At 68.7% G+C, this 15754-nt stretch carries 14 protein-coding genes; 3 read left to right on the forward strand and 11 right to left on the reverse strand.

From position 1 onward, the window contains the following. Positions 1-7 precede the first annotated feature (7 nt). Positions 8-478, reverse strand: a complete 471-nt coding sequence (locus tag G3M62_RS17515) for an Lrp/AsnC family transcriptional regulator (RefSeq protein WP_165189277.1) — start codon at positions 476-478, stop codon at positions 8-10. A 137-nt stretch (positions 479-615) separates the two neighbouring features. Between G3M62_RS17515 and G3M62_RS17520 the strand changes: the two genes are divergently transcribed. Further along, on the forward strand, positions 616-885 hold the full coding sequence (locus G3M62_RS17520; RefSeq protein ID WP_165189280.1) for a hypothetical protein: 270 nt from the start codon (positions 616-618) through the stop codon (positions 883-885). Positions 886-1012: 127 nt separating this feature from the next. Here G3M62_RS17520 and ftsZ read toward each other — a convergent pair whose 3' ends face one another. From ftsZ to murC, 7 genes are all read right to left on the reverse strand, one after another. Then, the gene (gene ftsZ, locus G3M62_RS17525; protein WP_165189283.1) at positions 1013-2548 is read right to left on the reverse strand and encodes a cell division protein FtsZ; all 1536 of its coding nucleotides are present in this window, start codon (positions 2546-2548) and stop codon (positions 1013-1015) included. Between the two features lie 738 nt (positions 2549-3286). Further along, positions 3287-4612, reverse strand: a complete 1326-nt coding sequence (gene ftsA / locus G3M62_RS17530; RefSeq protein WP_165189286.1) for a cell division protein FtsA — start codon at positions 4610-4612, stop codon at positions 3287-3289. A 31-nt stretch (positions 4613-4643) separates the two neighbouring features. Then, positions 4644-5555 (reverse strand): cell division protein FtsQ/DivIB, encoded by a 912-nt coding sequence (locus G3M62_RS17535; protein WP_165189288.1) that lies wholly within the window; start codon positions 5553-5555, stop codon positions 4644-4646. Continuing rightward, complete coding sequence (locus tag G3M62_RS17540; protein WP_165189291.1) at positions 5524-6480, reverse strand: D-alanine--D-alanine ligase; 957 nt, start codon at positions 6478-6480, stop codon at positions 5524-5526. The genes G3M62_RS17535 and G3M62_RS17540 overlap by 32 nt, the downstream gene beginning before the upstream one ends. A 95-nt stretch (positions 6481-6575) precedes the next feature. Next, positions 6576-7985 carry a M20/M25/M40 family metallo-hydrolase gene (locus tag G3M62_RS17545; protein ID WP_165189294.1) on the reverse strand — a complete coding sequence of 470 codons (1410 nt, stop codon included), beginning with the start codon at positions 7983-7985 and terminating at the stop codon, positions 6576-6578. Positions 7986-8215: 230 nt separating this feature from the next. After that, complete coding sequence (gene murB, locus G3M62_RS17550; RefSeq protein WP_165189297.1) at positions 8216-9121, reverse strand: UDP-N-acetylmuramate dehydrogenase; 906 nt, start codon at positions 9119-9121, stop codon at positions 8216-8218. Then, positions 9118-10536 (reverse strand): UDP-N-acetylmuramate--L-alanine ligase, encoded by a 1419-nt coding sequence (gene murC / locus G3M62_RS17555; protein WP_165189301.1) that lies wholly within the window; start codon positions 10534-10536, stop codon positions 9118-9120. Before murC ends, murB begins: the two co-directional genes overlap by 4 nt. A gap of 161 nt (positions 10537-10697) precedes the next feature. On the opposite strand from murC, the gene G3M62_RS17560 reads away from it, so the two are divergent. Both G3M62_RS17560 and G3M62_RS17565 read left to right on the forward strand, forming a co-directional pair. Continuing rightward, positions 10698-11291 carry a DUF1579 domain-containing protein gene (locus tag G3M62_RS17560; RefSeq protein ID WP_205691881.1) on the forward strand — a complete coding sequence of 198 codons (594 nt, stop codon included), beginning with the start codon at positions 10698-10700 and terminating at the stop codon, positions 11289-11291. Positions 11292-11354: 63 nt separating this feature from the next. Further along, positions 11355-11801, forward strand: coding sequence for an ester cyclase (locus G3M62_RS17565; RefSeq protein ID WP_165189304.1), 447 nt, complete (start codon positions 11355-11357; stop codon positions 11799-11801). Positions 11802-11804: 3 nt separating this feature from the next. On the opposite strand, the gene murG is transcribed toward G3M62_RS17565, so the two are convergent. The 3 genes from murG to murD all read right to left on the reverse strand — a co-directional run bounded on the left by murG (position 11805) and on the right by murD (position 15752). After that, positions 11805-12890: an undecaprenyldiphospho-muramoylpentapeptide beta-N-acetylglucosaminyltransferase gene (gene murG / locus G3M62_RS17570; protein WP_165189307.1), complete on the reverse strand. Its 1086-nt coding sequence runs from the start codon at positions 12888-12890 to the stop codon at positions 11805-11807. 66 nt (positions 12891-12956) lie between these two features. Beyond that, on the reverse strand, positions 12957-14123 hold the full coding sequence (gene ftsW, locus G3M62_RS17575) for a putative lipid II flippase FtsW (RefSeq protein WP_165189309.1): 1167 nt from the start codon (positions 14121-14123) through the stop codon (positions 12957-12959). Positions 14124-14333: 210 nt separating this feature from the next. Further along, positions 14334-15752 carry a UDP-N-acetylmuramoyl-L-alanine--D-glutamate ligase gene (gene murD / locus G3M62_RS17580; RefSeq protein ID WP_165189312.1) on the reverse strand — a complete coding sequence of 473 codons (1419 nt, stop codon included), beginning with the start codon at positions 15750-15752 and terminating at the stop codon, positions 14334-14336. Positions 15753-15754: the final 2 nt, after the last annotated feature.

Here is a 15754-nt window from a genome sequence, read left to right on the forward strand (position 1 = left end):
CCCCGCCCTATTCCAGATAGTCCAGCGGCAGGGCCGTGGCGTCCTTGATCGTCTCCAGCACGAAGCTGGAGCGGATGTCCTTGACCGCCGGCATCTTCAGCAGGCGCTTCATGGTGAAGTCGGCATAGGCGTCGAGGCTGGGGGCCACCACGCGCAGCAGGTAGTCGTAGCCGCCGGTCATGGCGTGGCAGCCCACCACCATCGGCTCGCGCCGCACGGCGTCGGCGAAGGCCTCGGCCGCGGTCTCGCTGTGGCGATCGACCTGGACCTCGACATAGGCCAGCAGGTCCAGCCGCGCCTTGCGCCGGTCCAGCAGCGCCACATAGCCGGCGATCAGGCCCGAGGCCTCCAACTGTTTGACCCGCCGCAGGCACGGACTGGGCGACAGGCCGACCCGCTCGGCCAGCTCGACGTTCGTGACCGAGCTGTCCTGCTGGAGGATCTCGAGGATCTTCCGATCGGCGCGATTGAGCTTCATAGTGACCGATTTTCCGAGAGGCTTGGCAGAATACGGCGATCCTAGCGCTATTGCACGACGCGCGACACCGGAGCCTTGGGGCAGGCAGGGCGTTGGCACCGGGAGGCTCAAGCCGCCTCGTCACGGAGAACCCCACCATGCGCATAGCCCTGTTGATTTCCGCCTCGATCGCCGGCCTGTCACTGATGGCCTGCTCGCAAAAGACCGAAGACCACGCCGGCGCGGCCGCCAACCAAGCCGGCGCCGCCACGGCCTCGGCCGCCCAGGACACCGCCAACAACGTCAATGCGGCGGCCGCCAACACCGCCGCGGCGACGGACAAGGCCGCTGACAACACCGCCGACGCGGTCGGCGCCGCGGAGCGCAAGACCGACGCCGCCGCCGATGCGGCCGCCAAGACCCACTAGCACCCGGCCGAGGGCAGGCGCGAACGCCTGCCCTCGAAGCGCATAAACAAAACCCCCGGAGCTTTCGCCCCGGGGGTCTCGGTTACGCTTACAGGTACGCTTACTAACGTCGAGCCTTGGGCTCTTTTCAGTTGGCCAGGCGGCGCAGGAAGGACGGGATCTCCAGATCCTCGCCTTCGTCGGTCGTCGGCTGGTCCAGCGGCTGCAGCTGCGGACGGGCCGAGCCCGACTGACGCGGCTGCTGGGCCGGTTGTTGCTCGTAGCGCTGCTGGCGGCCACCACCGAACAGGCTCATCCAGCCGCTCGACTTCTGGGCGCGGCGGTCGTCGTAGGTTTCGCTGTACAGCGGCTCCTCGTCGACGCCGGCCTCGGCGACCAGCGGGTCGACGATGCGGGTGACGCGCGGCGCCGGGGCGGCGATGCGGGGCTCTTCCATCACCGGCTCTTCGAAGTGCAGGTCTTCCTGGGCTTCGGCGACCGGGGCGGGTTCTTCATAGACCGGTTCCGGCGCGTACGAGGCGACGGGAGCCGGACGCTCGATCGGACGCGGCTCGTAGCGCATGCCCGGGCGGGTCGTTTCAGCCGTGGTCGGCGCAGGCGCCGGAGCGGCTTGCGGCGCGGCCGGACGGGTCTCGGCGATCAGCGGCTGGGCCGTGGTGTTGCGCGAGACGGGCTTCGGCTCGATCTGGGCGATGGAGGCGCCGTCCATGCCGGTGGCGACCACCGACACGCGGATCACGCCGTCCAGCGACGGGTCGAAGGCGGCGCCGAAGATGATGTTGGCTTCCGGGTCGACCTGGTCCGAGATCGCGTTGGCGGCCTCGTCGACTTCCAGCAGAGTCATGTCCATGCCGCCGGTCACGTTGACCAGCACGGCCTTGGCGCCCTTCAGCGAGACTTCGTCCAGCAGCGGGTTGGCGATGGCGTTCTGGGCGGCCATCAGGGCGCGGTCTTCGCCGGTGCCCTCGCCGGTGCCCATCATCGCCTTGCCCATCTCGGTCATGACCGTGCGGACGTCGGCGAAGTCAAGGTTGATCAGGCCCGGCAGGACCATCAGGTCGGTGATCGAACGAACGCCCGAGTGCAGCACCTGGTCGGCCATGCCGAAGGCTTCGGCGAAGGTCGTGCGCTCGTTGGCGACGCGGAACAGGTTCTGGTTCGGAATGACGATCAGGGTGTCGACATAGCGTTGCAGCTCACCGATGCCGGCGTCGGCCAGACGCATGCGGTGACGGCCTTCGAAGTGGAAGGGCTTGGTGACCACGCCGACGGTCAGGATGCCACGCTCGCGAGCGCACTTGGCGATGATCGGGGCCGCGCCGGTGCCGGTGCCGCCGCCCATGCCGGCGGTGATGAACACCATGTGCGCGCCGTCCAGGTGCTCGCCGATCTCGGGGAAGCTCTCCTCGGCGGCGCTCATGCCGACTTCGGGGTGAGCGCCCGCGCCCAGACCCTGGGTCACTTGCACGCCGAGCTGGATGCGACGGTCGGTCTTGGCGAACTGGAGCTGTTGCGCGTCGGTGTTGGCCACCACGAACTCAACACCCTCGAGGCCAGCCTCGATCATGTTGTTGACAGCATTGCCACCGGCGCCACCAACGCCGAACACCACGATACGCGGCTTCAGTTCAGTGGTACGCGGCGCGGAAAGAGAAATAGCCATGGGACCCTCGCGTCCTAAACGCCGAATTCGTCAACTACCGAGCGGATCAACCGCCGGGAGTCATCTCGACGATCGGGTTAACAGAACAACCACCAACCTTAATCGGTGGTTAACTCCATAAAGTGAGTCGGCCTCGGGTCGACCCCAAACAGGCTGGAAAAATCCAGTTATCCAAAGGAATCACTGGGGATTCCGAAGGTTCCCGAGGGTACCCAAAACCCTCGTGCGGCGGAACGCCGCTGACCCGAAAAGCCTTGATAAAAGCCGTTTTCGAGCCCCTCGAAACTGCGCCTTTAGGTCTTTCCGACACTTAGATCGTAAACGCTTATGCTTAAGTTCTGGTAAGACTTGGCGGCTTTTCTTGCCGAGACGGGCAAGACGAAAAAATTGTGACGTTCACAAAATTTTACAGTCGCGCGCCGGAGCGCGCGACTCAGCCAAGCTTGCTGGTGACAGGCCGCTCCCCAAGACCCTCTCTCTTAGTAGAGAGGGAGGGGCCCATGGCGAAGCCATGGGAGGGTGAGAGGTTACGCTCTCACCGAACGAAGCGCGGCTGTTCAGCGGATATGCGGATAGCCGACTAGCAGGCGGTGACAGGCCACACCCGTACCTTGACGTCTCGAAAATCCGGCGGAAACGCGGGGATTTGCCCGCCAACGGTGAAACCTCTCACCCTCCCACCGCTTCGCGGCGGGCCCCTCCCTCTCTCAAAGAGAGAGGGTTTTGGTCAGCGCCTGATCAGAGGTTATCGCGCAACCACGCCGCGGCCTTGGCGACCGGGCTGGCGTTAGGATCCATCGGGCGCTTGCGGATCGCCGCCCCGGCCAGGGCCTTGGGCGAGACGACTTCGCGCGGGCCAAAGGCCGTGCGGTGCAGGACGCCGGCGGCGGCGCAGAACGCCGGACCCGACGCGGCGTCGGCCAGGTGCGGCACCCGGCGCGGACGGCCCAGGCGGACCGGACGGTCGAACACCCTCACGGCCACTTCGCGCACGCCCGCCAGCTGGCTGGCGCCGCCCGTCAGGACGATGCCGGCGCCGGGCTCGACGGGCGCGCCCGAGGCCTTCAGGCGCTCGCGCAGCAGTTCCAGGGTCTCTTCGACGCGCGGCTGGATGATGCCCTTCAGCAGGCTGCGGGGCGCGATCACCTGACCCGCGCCCGGATCGTCGCCGCGCGGCGGGGCCTCGATCATCTCGCGGTCCTCGTTGGCCGAGGCGATGGCGCTGCCGTGCAGGGTCTTGATGCGCTCGGCGCCGGCGACCGAGGTCTGTAGGCCACGGGCGATGTCCTGCGTCACGTGCCCGCCGCCGACGGCCAGACTGTCGACGTGGCACAGGGCGCCGTTGTTGAACACGGCCACCGAGGTCGAACCGCCGCCCATGTCGATGCAGACCGCGCCCAGGTCCATTTCGTCCTCTTCCAGGGCCGCCAGGGCCGAGGCGAAGGGCGCGGCGACCACGCCCTCGAACGACAGGTGAGCGCGCTCGACGCAGTGAGCCAGGGTGTGGAAGACGTTCTCGTTGATCGAGACGACCAGCAGCTCGAGCCCCAGGGCGCGGCCGAACATGGCGCGCGGGTCACGGATGCCGCGCTGGCCGTCCACCGACCAGGCAATCGGCAGCAGGTGGATCGGCTTGCGGCCGGGAATGCGGACCTGGGCCAGGGCCGAGGCGATGGCGCGCGACAGGTCGCCGTCGCCGATCGGACGGGCCCCCAGCGACACCTGGGTGTGGACGCGGTGGCTGGCCAGCTGGCCGCCGGCCGTGCAGACCGAAACACCCTGGACGTTGACGCCGGCCACGGTCTCGGCGCGTTCGACGGCCTGGGCGATGGCTTGGGCCGCTTCGTCCAGATTGACGATCGCCCCGCCGCGCACGCCACGCGACTGCACATAGCCGACGCCGGCCGTGGTCAGGGTGCGGTTGTCGCGATGGATGCCATCGGCCTTCATGATGAAGCAGGTGACCTTGGACGCGCCAAGGTCGACGGCCGCGACCGCCGGCTGACGCACGAGCGTCGCCTTCAAGCCTTCACGGGCTTGTTTCCGGTCATCCAGTCGCGACATCGCTACAGTCACCTCACACACAAATTCATAATCAGGCCCCGCCGGCCACGGGCTGCCCGGGCAGCACCGCGTCGCGAGGCCTCACGGCCACCATTTCGGGATCACGCAGATCGATGCGCGCGAAACCGAGATCGAGGATTCGTTGTCGTTGATCGAGTTGATCCAATTGAATCAGCGCGGACTCTTCGTCAATGGCCGGAAGCTGGATCAGCGAACCATCTTTCAAGCGAAGGTCCCAGCGACGGTCGTCGACCCGCACCAGGGCCTCCAGACGGTCGCGCAGGCGCGGCCGCGCATTGACGGCCGGCAGGATGGCGCCGGCGGCCTGGTCGGCGCCCTGCCCCACCACCAGCGGCAGCTGCGGGAAGCGCGCGGCGTCGGCCTCGCGGATGATGCGGCCTTCGCCGTCGATCACCCGCATCGCGCCGGAATGCTGCCAGACGGCCAGGGCCGGGCGCTCCTCGACGGAGATGAAGACGGTGTCGGGCAGCAGGCGCACGACCTTGGCCGACTTGACCCAGCCCACGCCCTCGACGCGGGTGCGCAGGTCGGCCAGGTCCATACCCAGGGTCGGCTGGTCCTTGTACAGGGCCGTGGCGTTGAGGATGTCGGCCTTCGCCATCGGCGAGGCGCCCTCGATGTGCACGGTCTTGAGCTTGAAGCCCATGTCGGCGAACTCGCCGTCCACGCCGCGGCCCATGGCGGCGCCCAGGCGCTCGATCCGATGGCCGGTGGCCAGGGTGGCGACCAGGGCGATAACCAGCGCGCCGCCGGCCACGGTCAGGGCGAGCTTGGGCGAAACGCCCACGCCCCCACGCGCGGCTTGCAGTTTCCCGGCCGCCGGCGCGGGTCCCCGCGCGGTCGGTCGAGCCTTCGGACTTGCGGGCGCTTCGGCCCGGGGGCGCGTTGGCTTACGCGGTCCCCCCCGCACTACCGCGGGCATAAGCGTCCTCCACGATCCAGAACACTAAACGATCAAACGAAACGCCGGTGTGGTCCGCCTGCTCGGGAACGAGCGAAGTGGGTGTCATGCCAGGCTGCGTATTGACCTCCAAAAGGACCAGAAGGTCGTTAATTCCGTCATAACGGAAGTCGGCCCGAGTCACACCTCGGCAACCAAGAATTGTATGGCCAAGCTCCGCGGCGCGCAGGGCCCGATCCCTTACGGCGTCCGGAATCGGGGCGGGAAGAACGTGGATCGAGCCGCCGTCCGCGTACTTGGCGTTGTAGTCATAAAAACCTGTGGACGAGCGGATTTCGGTGACCGCCAGGGCCCGTGGACCCGTTGCCTGGCCCAGGACGGCGACCGAAAGCTCGATCCCCGGCACGAACGGCTCGACCATCACCTGGTCGCCGAACGTCCAGTCCGGCGCCGCCAGCTCGCGCGGCGGAGCGTTGGCGCCTTCGGGCACGATGAACACCCCGACCGACGAGCCCTCGGCGTTGGGCTTCACCACATAGGGCGGCTGCATCACATGGTCGCGGGCGACATCGTGTCGGCTGTAAAGCCCGCCGCCGGGAACCAGGATCCCCGCCGCCGCCAGCACGGCCTTGGACCTGGCCTTGTCCATGGCCAAGGCCGAGGCCAGGACGCCGGAGTGGGTGTAGGCCAGGCCCAGGGTCTCCAACACGCCCTGCACGCAGCCGTCCTCGCCCCACCGACCGTGCAGGCCGTTGAAGACCAGGTCGGGCTTCAGCGCGGTCAGGACCTGGGCGATATCGGAACCAGGATCGACACGGCTGACCCGCGCGCCCAGCCGTTCCAAGGCGTCGGCATAGGCCGCGCCGGTGGTCAGGCTGACCTCCCGCTCGGCCGAGGGGCCGCCGAGGAGGACGACGATATGCTGGTTGGCGAGGGGCTGGGTCATGGACCGCAGCGGTAGCGGGGCGATGTGGAGCGACGAGGGAGCGGCGGCGCCGTTTTCGTGAACCCTCTCCCATAGGGAGAGGGTCAAGGAAAGACTCAGTGCGCCGGCGCCGAAGCCTTCGCCGCCGTCAGCGCTCGGAAGTCGATGTCGCTGTCGGCCACGAAGTACAGCAGCGACGCCCAGGCGGCGATGTTCTGGGCCAGGTTCTCGGGCTTGACCTTGTCCAGGGTGTCGTCGGCGCTGTGGTGCAGATCAAAGTAGCGGCTGGCGTCCTGCGACAGGGCGGCGGCGGGCACGCCGGCCTCCTGCAGGCCCTCGACGTCCGAGCCGGCATGGCCGACCTCGCCGCGCGCCAGGAAGATCTTCAGCGGGGCCAGGGTGTTGACCGCCGCCTTCATGGCCGGGTGATCGGCCGAGCCCACCGGCAGGCGAACCTCGAATATCCGGTCGCCGCCGGTGTCGCTCTCGCCGGTGAACACGGTGCGGGCCACCTCGTCCTTGTGGGCGGCCATGTAGGCGTCGCTGGAGCCACCGGTTTCTTCGGAACCGAACATCACCACGCGGATGGTGCGCTTGGGATGCTTGGGCAGGTCGCCCAGCAGCTTGGCGGCGGCCGTGGTGATGGCCACGCCGGCGCCGTCGTCGATCGCGCCCTCGCCCGGATCCCAGGCGTCCAGGTGGCCGCCGATGACCAGCAGTTCGTCCGCCTTGGACGAGCCGGGGATCTCGCCGATCACGTTCCAGGCCACGGCCTTCTCGTCGACGTGCGACTGCAAGTTCAGCTTGATCTTCACGGGCTTGCCGCGCGACGCCAGGCGCTGGAGGAGATCGGCGTCCGGCACGCCCAGGGCGCCGGCCGGCACCTTCGGCGCGCCGTCGGCATATTGCATGGCGCCGGTGTGGGCCTGGCGGCTGTCGCTGGTCGAGACCGAGCGGGTCAGGTAGGCGACCGCGCCCTTCTTGCCGGCCAGGGCCGGGCCGACATAGCGCACGGCCGTGCCCGCGCCATAGCCCGAGCCGTCCTGGGTTCGGGTCATCGGCTGGTTGATGACGACGATCTTGCCCTTCACGGCGCTTTCCGGCGCGGCGGCCAAGTCGCCCAAGGTGGTGAACACCACGATCTCGGCCTCGATACCGCCCGCCGGGGTCGGGACCGAATTGCCCAGGCCCAGGATCGACAGCTTCATCTCGTAGGGCGCGGTGATCGAGGCGGCCTCCTCGCCCCGGATCCACGACGGCTTGGCGAACTGTTCAGCGCGGACGTTCTGGAAGCCCAGGGCCTTGAAGGTGGCCAGGCCCCAGTCCTTGGCGCGGGCCGCGCCCGGCGAGCCGACGTTGCGCGGGCCGATGTCGGTGGTCAGGGATTCCAGGATGGTCCAGCCGGTCTTGTCGGTCAGGGCCTTGTCGCGCAGGGCCGCGCCCGTGGCGGCGTCCTGAGCGTGAGCCGCGCCGGCCATCAGGGCGGCGGTGGCGGCGGCGGTCAGCAGAGTGCGGAACAGGCGCATGGAGTCTCCCTCGTTTGGGGATTTCATAGCACTGCTCCGGCCCCGGAATAGGCAACAACCGGATGAACTATCCGTAACCTTTGGGCCGCTCGGGTGTTGGGCGCCGCTGAGCCTCAAAGCCTCCCCCTGTGGGGGAGGTGTCGGCGCAGCCGACGGAGGGGGGAGCTTGCCGAGGTGGGTCCAATCCCCCCACCGGCGCCTTCGCGCCGCCTCCCCCACAGGGGGAGGTTTTAAGACGGACGCCCGATCCGCTTGATTTCCCAGTCCAGCTGGATCCCGGTCTTGGCCAGGACGTCGGCGCGGACCGTGTCGCCAAGGCCTTCCAGGTCGGCGGCGGTGGCTTCGCCGGTGTTGATCAGGAAGTTGCTGTGCAGCGGGCTGAACATCGCCCCGCCATAAGGCTTGCCGCGCCAGCCGGCCTCGTCGACCAGCTTCCACGACGAATGACCCGGCGGGTTCTTGAAGGTCGAGCCGCCGGTCTTCTCGCGGATCGGCTGGGTGGTCTCACGGCGCGCCGTGATCTCGGCCATGCGGGCCTTGATCGCGGCGGGCTCGTCGGCCGTCCCTTCGAACACAGCGTCCAGCACGATCGCGACGTCGCCGTCCTGCAGGGCGCTGTGGCGGTAGGTGTAGTGCAGATCGTCGACCGCCAGCTCGCGCACCTGGCCGGCGCGGTCCATGACGCGGACGGATTTCACGACGTTGACGGTCTCTGAGCCGTAGCACCCGGCGTTCATGATCACGGCGCCGCCGATGGTGCCCGGGATGCCGGCGTAGAATTCCAGCCCCGCGATACCCGCCTCGGCCGCCTTGCGGGCCAGGATGGCGTCTGGCACGGCCGAGCCGGCCTTGATGCGGTTGTCGCCCAGCGGCTCGACCGCGTTGAAGCCCTTGCCCAGCCGGATCACCACGCCCTCGACGCCGCCGTCACGGACCAGCAGGTTGGAGCCCACGCCGATGGCCAGCACCGGCACGGCTGGGTCCAGGGCCTTCAGGAAGTCGGACAGGTCCTGTTCGTCAGCCGGCAGGAACACCACGTCGGCCGGACCGCCGACGCGGAACCAGGTGAACGGCGCCAAGGCCTCGTCGAGCAGCAGCTTGCCGCGAACGGCGGGGAGCGAAGCCTTCCAGCTCACTTCGCCAGCGCTTCCAGCTGGCCCGGCAGGGCATAGGCCCACGAGGTGATGTCGCCCGCGCCCAGCAGCACCACCAGGTCGCCAGCTTGCGCCTCCTGGGCGATCAGGGCCGGCAGGGCGGCCGGGCTTTCCAGCGGCAAGGCGCGGCGGTGACCGAACTTCTTGAGGCCCTCGACCAGGTGGTCGCGGTCGACGCCTTCGATCGGCTGTTCGCCGGCCGTGTAGACGTCGGCGACGATCACCGTATCGGCGTCGTTGAAGCACGAGCTGAACTCGGTCATCAGGTCGCGCAGGCGGGTGAAGCGGTGGGGCTGGACCACGGCGATCACCTTGCCGGTGCTGACCGCGCGGGCGGCCTTCAGCACGGCGGCGATCTCGACCGGGTGGTGACCGTAGTCGTCGACGATGCGGATGCCGTTGGCCACGCCCGTGGTGGTGAAGCGGCGCTTGACCCCGCCGAAGCCGGCCAAGCCGGCGCGGATGGCCTCGGCGTCGACGCCCAGCTCGCGGGCCACGGCCACGGCGGCGGTGGCGTTGAGCACGTTGTGATGCCCGGCCATCGGCATCTTCAGGTCTTCGTACAGCACCAGGTCGCCCGACAGCGGCGAGATCAGGATGTCGAACTTGGCGCCCTCGGGACCCATCTCGATGTTGCTGACGCGGACCTCGGCCTGCGGGTTCGTCCCATAGGTCACCAGGCGGCGGTTCTCGATCCGCGCGGTCAGGGCCTGGACTTCCGGGTGGTCGGTGCAGACCGCCGCGAAGCCGTAGAACGGGATGTTCTCGATGAAGTCCTGGAAGCCCTTCTTGACCGCGTCGAAGGTGCCCCAGTGGTCCAGGTGCTCGGCGTCGATATTGGTGACGATGGCCACGGTGGACTTCAGCTTCAGGAAGCTGCCGTCACTCTCGTCGGCCTCGACCACGATCCAGTCGCCCTCGCCGACCTTGGCGTTGGTGCCGTAGGCGTTGATGATCCCGCCGTTGACCACGGTGGGGTCCAGGGCGCCGGCGTCCAGCAGGGCCGCGACCATCGAGGTGGTCGTCGTCTTGCCATGCGTGCCGCCCACGGCCACCGAGAACTGGAGCCGCATCAGCTCGGCCAGCATCTCGGCGCGGCGCACCAGCGGCAGGCGCTTGTCGCGGCCGGCGGCCATCTCGACATTGTCGGCCTTGATCGCCGTCGAATAGACGATGGCCGACGCGCCTTCGACATTGGCCGCGTCCTGGCCGATGAAGATCCGCGCGCCCAGCTTTTCCAGCCGCTCGGTGTTGGCGCTGGCTTTCGCGTCGCTGCCCTGCACGGTGTAGCCAATGCGCAGCATGATCTCGGCGATGCCGGACATGCCGATGCCGCCAATGCCGATGAAGTGCACGGGGCCAAGTTCGAAGGGTACGGGGCGTCGACGCTGGATCATCCAGCCCGATTAGACGATTTGGCGGCGGGGTGGAACGGGCTGTTTCGTGCAGAAGCCGTGGATTTTGGCCGCCGGACCGCTCCATTTTCGCAATCGCCCCCAAGTGCGGCCTGGGACGGGCGCTATCCTGAGGGACCCGCCTTCACATCCGAGAGGTCGTCATGACAGCGAGCCCTCCCCTCCAGACCCGTCGCGACGCGATCACCGTCGGCCTGATCGCTAGCGTGCTGGTCGCGGGCCGCGCCGAGGCCGCCCCAGCGGACCATGATCCCAGCCAAGGACTCACCGGCGGTCCCGATGACTGGGCCTTCCTGGTCGGCCGTTGGAACGTCCGACACAGGCGGCTGAAAAAGCGGCTGGTCGGCGACACCGAGTGGGAGGACTTCGCCGGAACCTGCGTCAACTGGCCCCTGATGGAGGGCCTCGGCAATGTCGACGACAACGTGCTGGAGCTACCGGGCGGGACCTATCGCGGCGTCGGCGTCCGCGCTTTCAATCCCGAGACGCGCCAGTGGTCGATCTGGTGGATCGACTCGCGCCTGGGCGGGATGGACCCACCGGTGCGCGGCGGCTTCAAGGACGGGGTCGGCGTGTTCATCGGCGCCGACACCTATCAGGGCCGGCCGATCATCATGCGCTTCCGCTGGACGGAGGTCACCGCCACGACGGCCAAGTGGGACCAGGCCTTCTCGCCCGACGGCGGCAAGACCTGGGAGACCAACTGGCTGATGCAGTTCACTCGCGCGCCGGCGTGAGGCTCGCAACCCGGAACCGGCTTGGCGCGCTTAGTTCGGCATCGATCCGGAGCGGGGCTCGCCATGGCGACGAAACTCTCACGCGACGACCTGGTGGAGCACCTGGTCAAGGCCGGCGAGGCCGAGGTCGCTGGCGCGCCGCCCGACGAGATCGCCGGCTATTTCGACACCGAGGCCTTCCGCTTCCACGGCCCGGACGGCTTCGAGACCGACTACGACGGGCTGAACGCCTATTTCGCCGCGATCCGCGCCGCGTTCGACGACCGGACGATCCGGCGCGGCATCATCGTCGTCGAGGGCGACACGGCGGCCTGCCAGACCTGGATGGAAGGCACGTTCGTCCGCGCGTTCACGATGTCGCCCGCCGGCCCGCTGCCGCCCAACGGGGCGCGTGTCACCTGGGACCTGATCAACATCTTCCGGTTCGACGATCGCGGCCGGCTGATCGAGGAGTTCGTACGCACCGACTATCGCAGCTTCCTGCGGCAGCTGGGCGCGGAGGGGCGGTAGCGCCTAGCGCGCCGTCTTCTCCACCAGGTCCGCCAGTTCCTCGGCCGCGTTCGGCTTGGCCACCGACCGCGCCCCGGCCGCCATGCGAGCCAGGCGTTCGGGGTCCTTGAGCAGGGCGTTCAGCGCCCCGGCCATGGCGTCGACGGTCAGTTCGTCTTCCAGGCAGACGGCGGCGGCGCCGGCGTCTTCCAGGAGCTTGGCGTTGAAGCGCTGGTGGTCGTCGGCGGCGATCTTCAGGGGCACCAGGATCGACGGGCGGCCGGCCACGGCCAGCTCGGTGCAGGTCGAGGCGCCGGCCCGGCCGATCACCAGATGGGCCTGGCGCAGATAGCCGGCCATGTCGCGGAAGAACGGCGCGACCTCGCAGTCGACCATGGCGTTGCGGTAGATCTTGCGGGCGCCTTCCATGCTCTCGGGACGGGCCTGCTGGAACACCTTCAGGCGGCCGCGCATCTCCTCGGGCAGCTTGGCGACAGCCTCGGGAATCAGTTCCGACAGCAGGCGCGCGCCCTGGCTGCCGCCGGTGACCAGGATGCGCAGCTGCACCTCGGGCGGCAGGTAGGGCACGTCGTAGAGCGCGCGCACGGGCGGCCGCACGGGATTGCCCACCACTTGGGCGCGGGCCTTCACGGCCGGCTTGGCCAGCTCCAGCGTCGGGAAGGCGCACGCCACCGCGTCGACCTTAGGGGCCAGGAAGCGGTTCACGCGGCCCAGCACCGCGTTCTGCTCGTGGATTACGGTGGGCCGCTTTTGGGAGAGGGCGCCCAGCAGGGCCGGCAGGGCGGGATAGCCGCCGAAACCCACGACCACGGCCGGGTCCAGGCGCTTGAACGCGGCCTTGGCCTGGTTCATGCCCTGCCAGACCACCAGGCCGGCCTTGAGCATGCCGATGGGATCGCCGGACTTGGCGGTGGCGGCCGAGAGGGCCAGGCGCTCCTCGGCGGGGAACTTGTCGGCGTACAGCGCGCCGCGCTCGTCGGTGGCCAGCACGATGCGCCAGCCGCGGCCGGCCAGGGTCTCGGCCAGGGCCTGGGCGGGAAACAGGTGTCCGCCGGTGCCTCCGGCGGCGACGACAGCCAGCTTGCTCATTGGGATGCGGCTCCGGAACGCGAGCGAATGATCGGCAAGGCGACTCTCCTCAAGAGAATCCTACCCCTAGGCCCCCGCCTGATCGAATTCTCCAGCCCCGCCATAGGCCCCCGGACGCTTGCGCGTCAACGCCAAGGCCATGCCCAGGGTCAATCCCATGGCCAGCATCGACGAGCCGCCATAGCTGATGAAGGGCAAGGTCATGCCCTTGGTGGGGATCATGTTGAGGTTCACGGCCACGTTGATGAAGGCCTGCTGGCCTACCAGGACGAACAGGCCCGAGGCCGCCACCTGCTCGAAGGTGTCGGTCAGTTTCATGGCCTTGTAGAGCCCGCGCACCACGATGAAGGCGAACAGGGTGATCAGGGCCAGCGAGAACACCAGGCCGTATTCCTCGGCGGCGACCGAGTAGATGAAGTCGGTGTGCAGGTCGGGCACGTGGCGCTTCATCACGCCCTCGCCCGGACCGCGACCAAACAGGCCGCCGGCGTGGATGGCCTCGGCGGCGCGGGTGATCTGGTGGGTGTCGGCCTGGTCGGGGCTGAGGAACTTCTGCACCCGGGCGTGGACGTGATCGAACAGGAAATAGGTCGACATCAGCCCGCCGACGGCCACCGCGCCCAGGCCCATGATCCACGAGATCGGCACCCCGGCCATCCAGAAGGCGGCCCCGAAGGCGATGGTGATCAGCACGGTCTGGCCGACGTCGGGCTGGACCAGCAGCAGGGCCACGGCGACGAAATAGAGGAAGAAGGCGATCGAGACGCCCGGCACGCCCTCGCCCTTCTGCCCCTCGGCGAACATCCAGGAGACCAGCACGATCAGGGCCGGCTTCATGAATTCCGAGGGCTGGAAGGTGAAGCCGCCGATCAGCAGCCAGCGGGCAGCGCCCTTGGCGCTGTGGCCGATGAACGGCAGGGCCGCCATCACCCCGATCGCCGCCAGATAGATGAAGAAGGCCGAGCGCCGGATGCCCTTGGGGCCCAGCATCGACACCGACAGCACGATCACCGCTGCGCCCAGGCCGAAGATGCACTGGCGCACGGCGAAGTGGAACTGGTCGTCGATGCCGATCCGCGCGGCGGCGGCCGGGCTGGAGGCGAACGACAGCAAGACGCCCACGGTGACCAGGATCGCGGTGGCGCTCAGCAGCCAGCGATCGGTCGTCCACCACCAGACGCCGAGCCGCGAGCGGTCGGTGCGGGCGAAGGCGTGGGTGGTCTGGAACGTCATGGTCGGAGGGTCGGAGTTTAGGGTTAAGCGAGTGTTGTTGTGGCGCTTCTAAGCGATGCGGCGAATGGACTCGAACTTGCCCCCACCTGACCGCTTCGCGGTCTGTCCGCCCCCATAGGGGGCGGAGGACGCCGCACGGCGCGCCTCTTCTCCCTTCGGGGGAAGACGATCGCGAAGCGATCCGTAGGGGGCAAGTGTTCGCCCTAAAGCCTAAGCTCGTTTCGCCGCCGAAGCCGGCGCCTTGCCAAGCCCGTTGACCGCCGCGCGGAAGGCCTCGCCCCGCTGCTCGAAGTCGGCGAACTGGTCGAACGAGGCGCAGGCGGGCGACAGCAGGACGATGGCCTCCTCGCCCGACGCGGCGGCGTCGGCATAGGCGGCGGCCACGGCGGCCTCGATGTCGCCGCACTGGCGCACCGGGGCCTTGCCCTCCAGCGTCTTGCCGAAATCCTCGGCCGCCTGGCCGATCAGATAGGCCGTGGCGACGCGCGGGAACAGGTCGGTCAGGTCGTCGATGCCGCCCGCCTTGGGCACCCCGCCGGCGATCCAGTAGAACTTGGGATAGGACGACATCGCCTGGCGGGCGGCGTCGGCGTTGGTCGCCTTGCTGTCGTTGACGAAGCGGACCTTGCCGATCTTGCCGACCGTCTCCATCCGATGGGCCAGGCCCGGGAAGCTCATCAGGCCGTCGACGGCCTGGTGCGAGGGGATGCCCAGGGCCCGGGCGGCGGCGTAGGCGGCCGCGGCGTTCTGCCAGTTGTGGCGGCCCGGCAGACTGCGGGCCCGCAGCAGGTCCACCATCTCGGTCACCCGCTCGCCCGTGGCGTCGTACAGCACGCCCTGCAGGGCGTAGACGCCGCGGCCCATGGCCTTGCCGGCGCTGATCGGCCAGATGGTGCGGCGGTTGGCGGCGGTGATTTCGGTGCAGATCTGCTGGCACCAGGGATCGTCCACCCCGATGATCGCGGTGTCGCCCTTGCCCTGGTTCAGGAAGATCCGGCGCTTGGCGGCGATATAGCCGTCCATGCCGCCGTGACGGTCCAGGTGGTCGGGCGAGATGTTCAGCAGCACCACGGCGTCGGGCTTGAGGCTGGACGTCAGATCCAGCTGGTAGGACGACAGTTCAAGCACGTAAACCGCGCCGCCGTGCATGTCCTCAAGGCCCAGCACGCCCTCGCCGATATTGCCGCCCACCCGGGTGTCGCGCCCGGCCTGCCGGCACAGGTGGCCGATCAGGGCGGTCGTGGTCGACTTGCCGTTGGTGCCGGTGATGGCGACGATCTTGGGCTTCTTGTGCTCGGGCGCGGCGTTCACCGTGCGGGCGAACAGCTCGATGTCGCCCAGGATCTCGACCCCGGCGGCCTTGGCCTTGCCGACCGTCCAGTGCGGCTTGGGATGGGTCAGCGGCACGCCCGGCGACAGCATGAGGGCCGCGAACTGGCTCCAGTCGGCGGTGTTGAGATCGACGACGTTCAGGCCCTCGGCCACGGCGGCCTCACGGCTGGCGGGCTTCTCGTCCCACAGCGCCACCTTGGCCCCGCCGGCGATCAGCGCGCGCGCGGCCGTCAGCCCCGTCCGGCCCAGGCCGAACACAGCGACGGTCTTGCCCTCGAAACCGCGGACCGGGATCATGG

It is taken from the genome of Caulobacter soli, from assembly GCF_011045195.1.
Lineage (GTDB): Bacteria > Pseudomonadota > Alphaproteobacteria > Caulobacterales > Caulobacteraceae > Caulobacter > Caulobacter soli.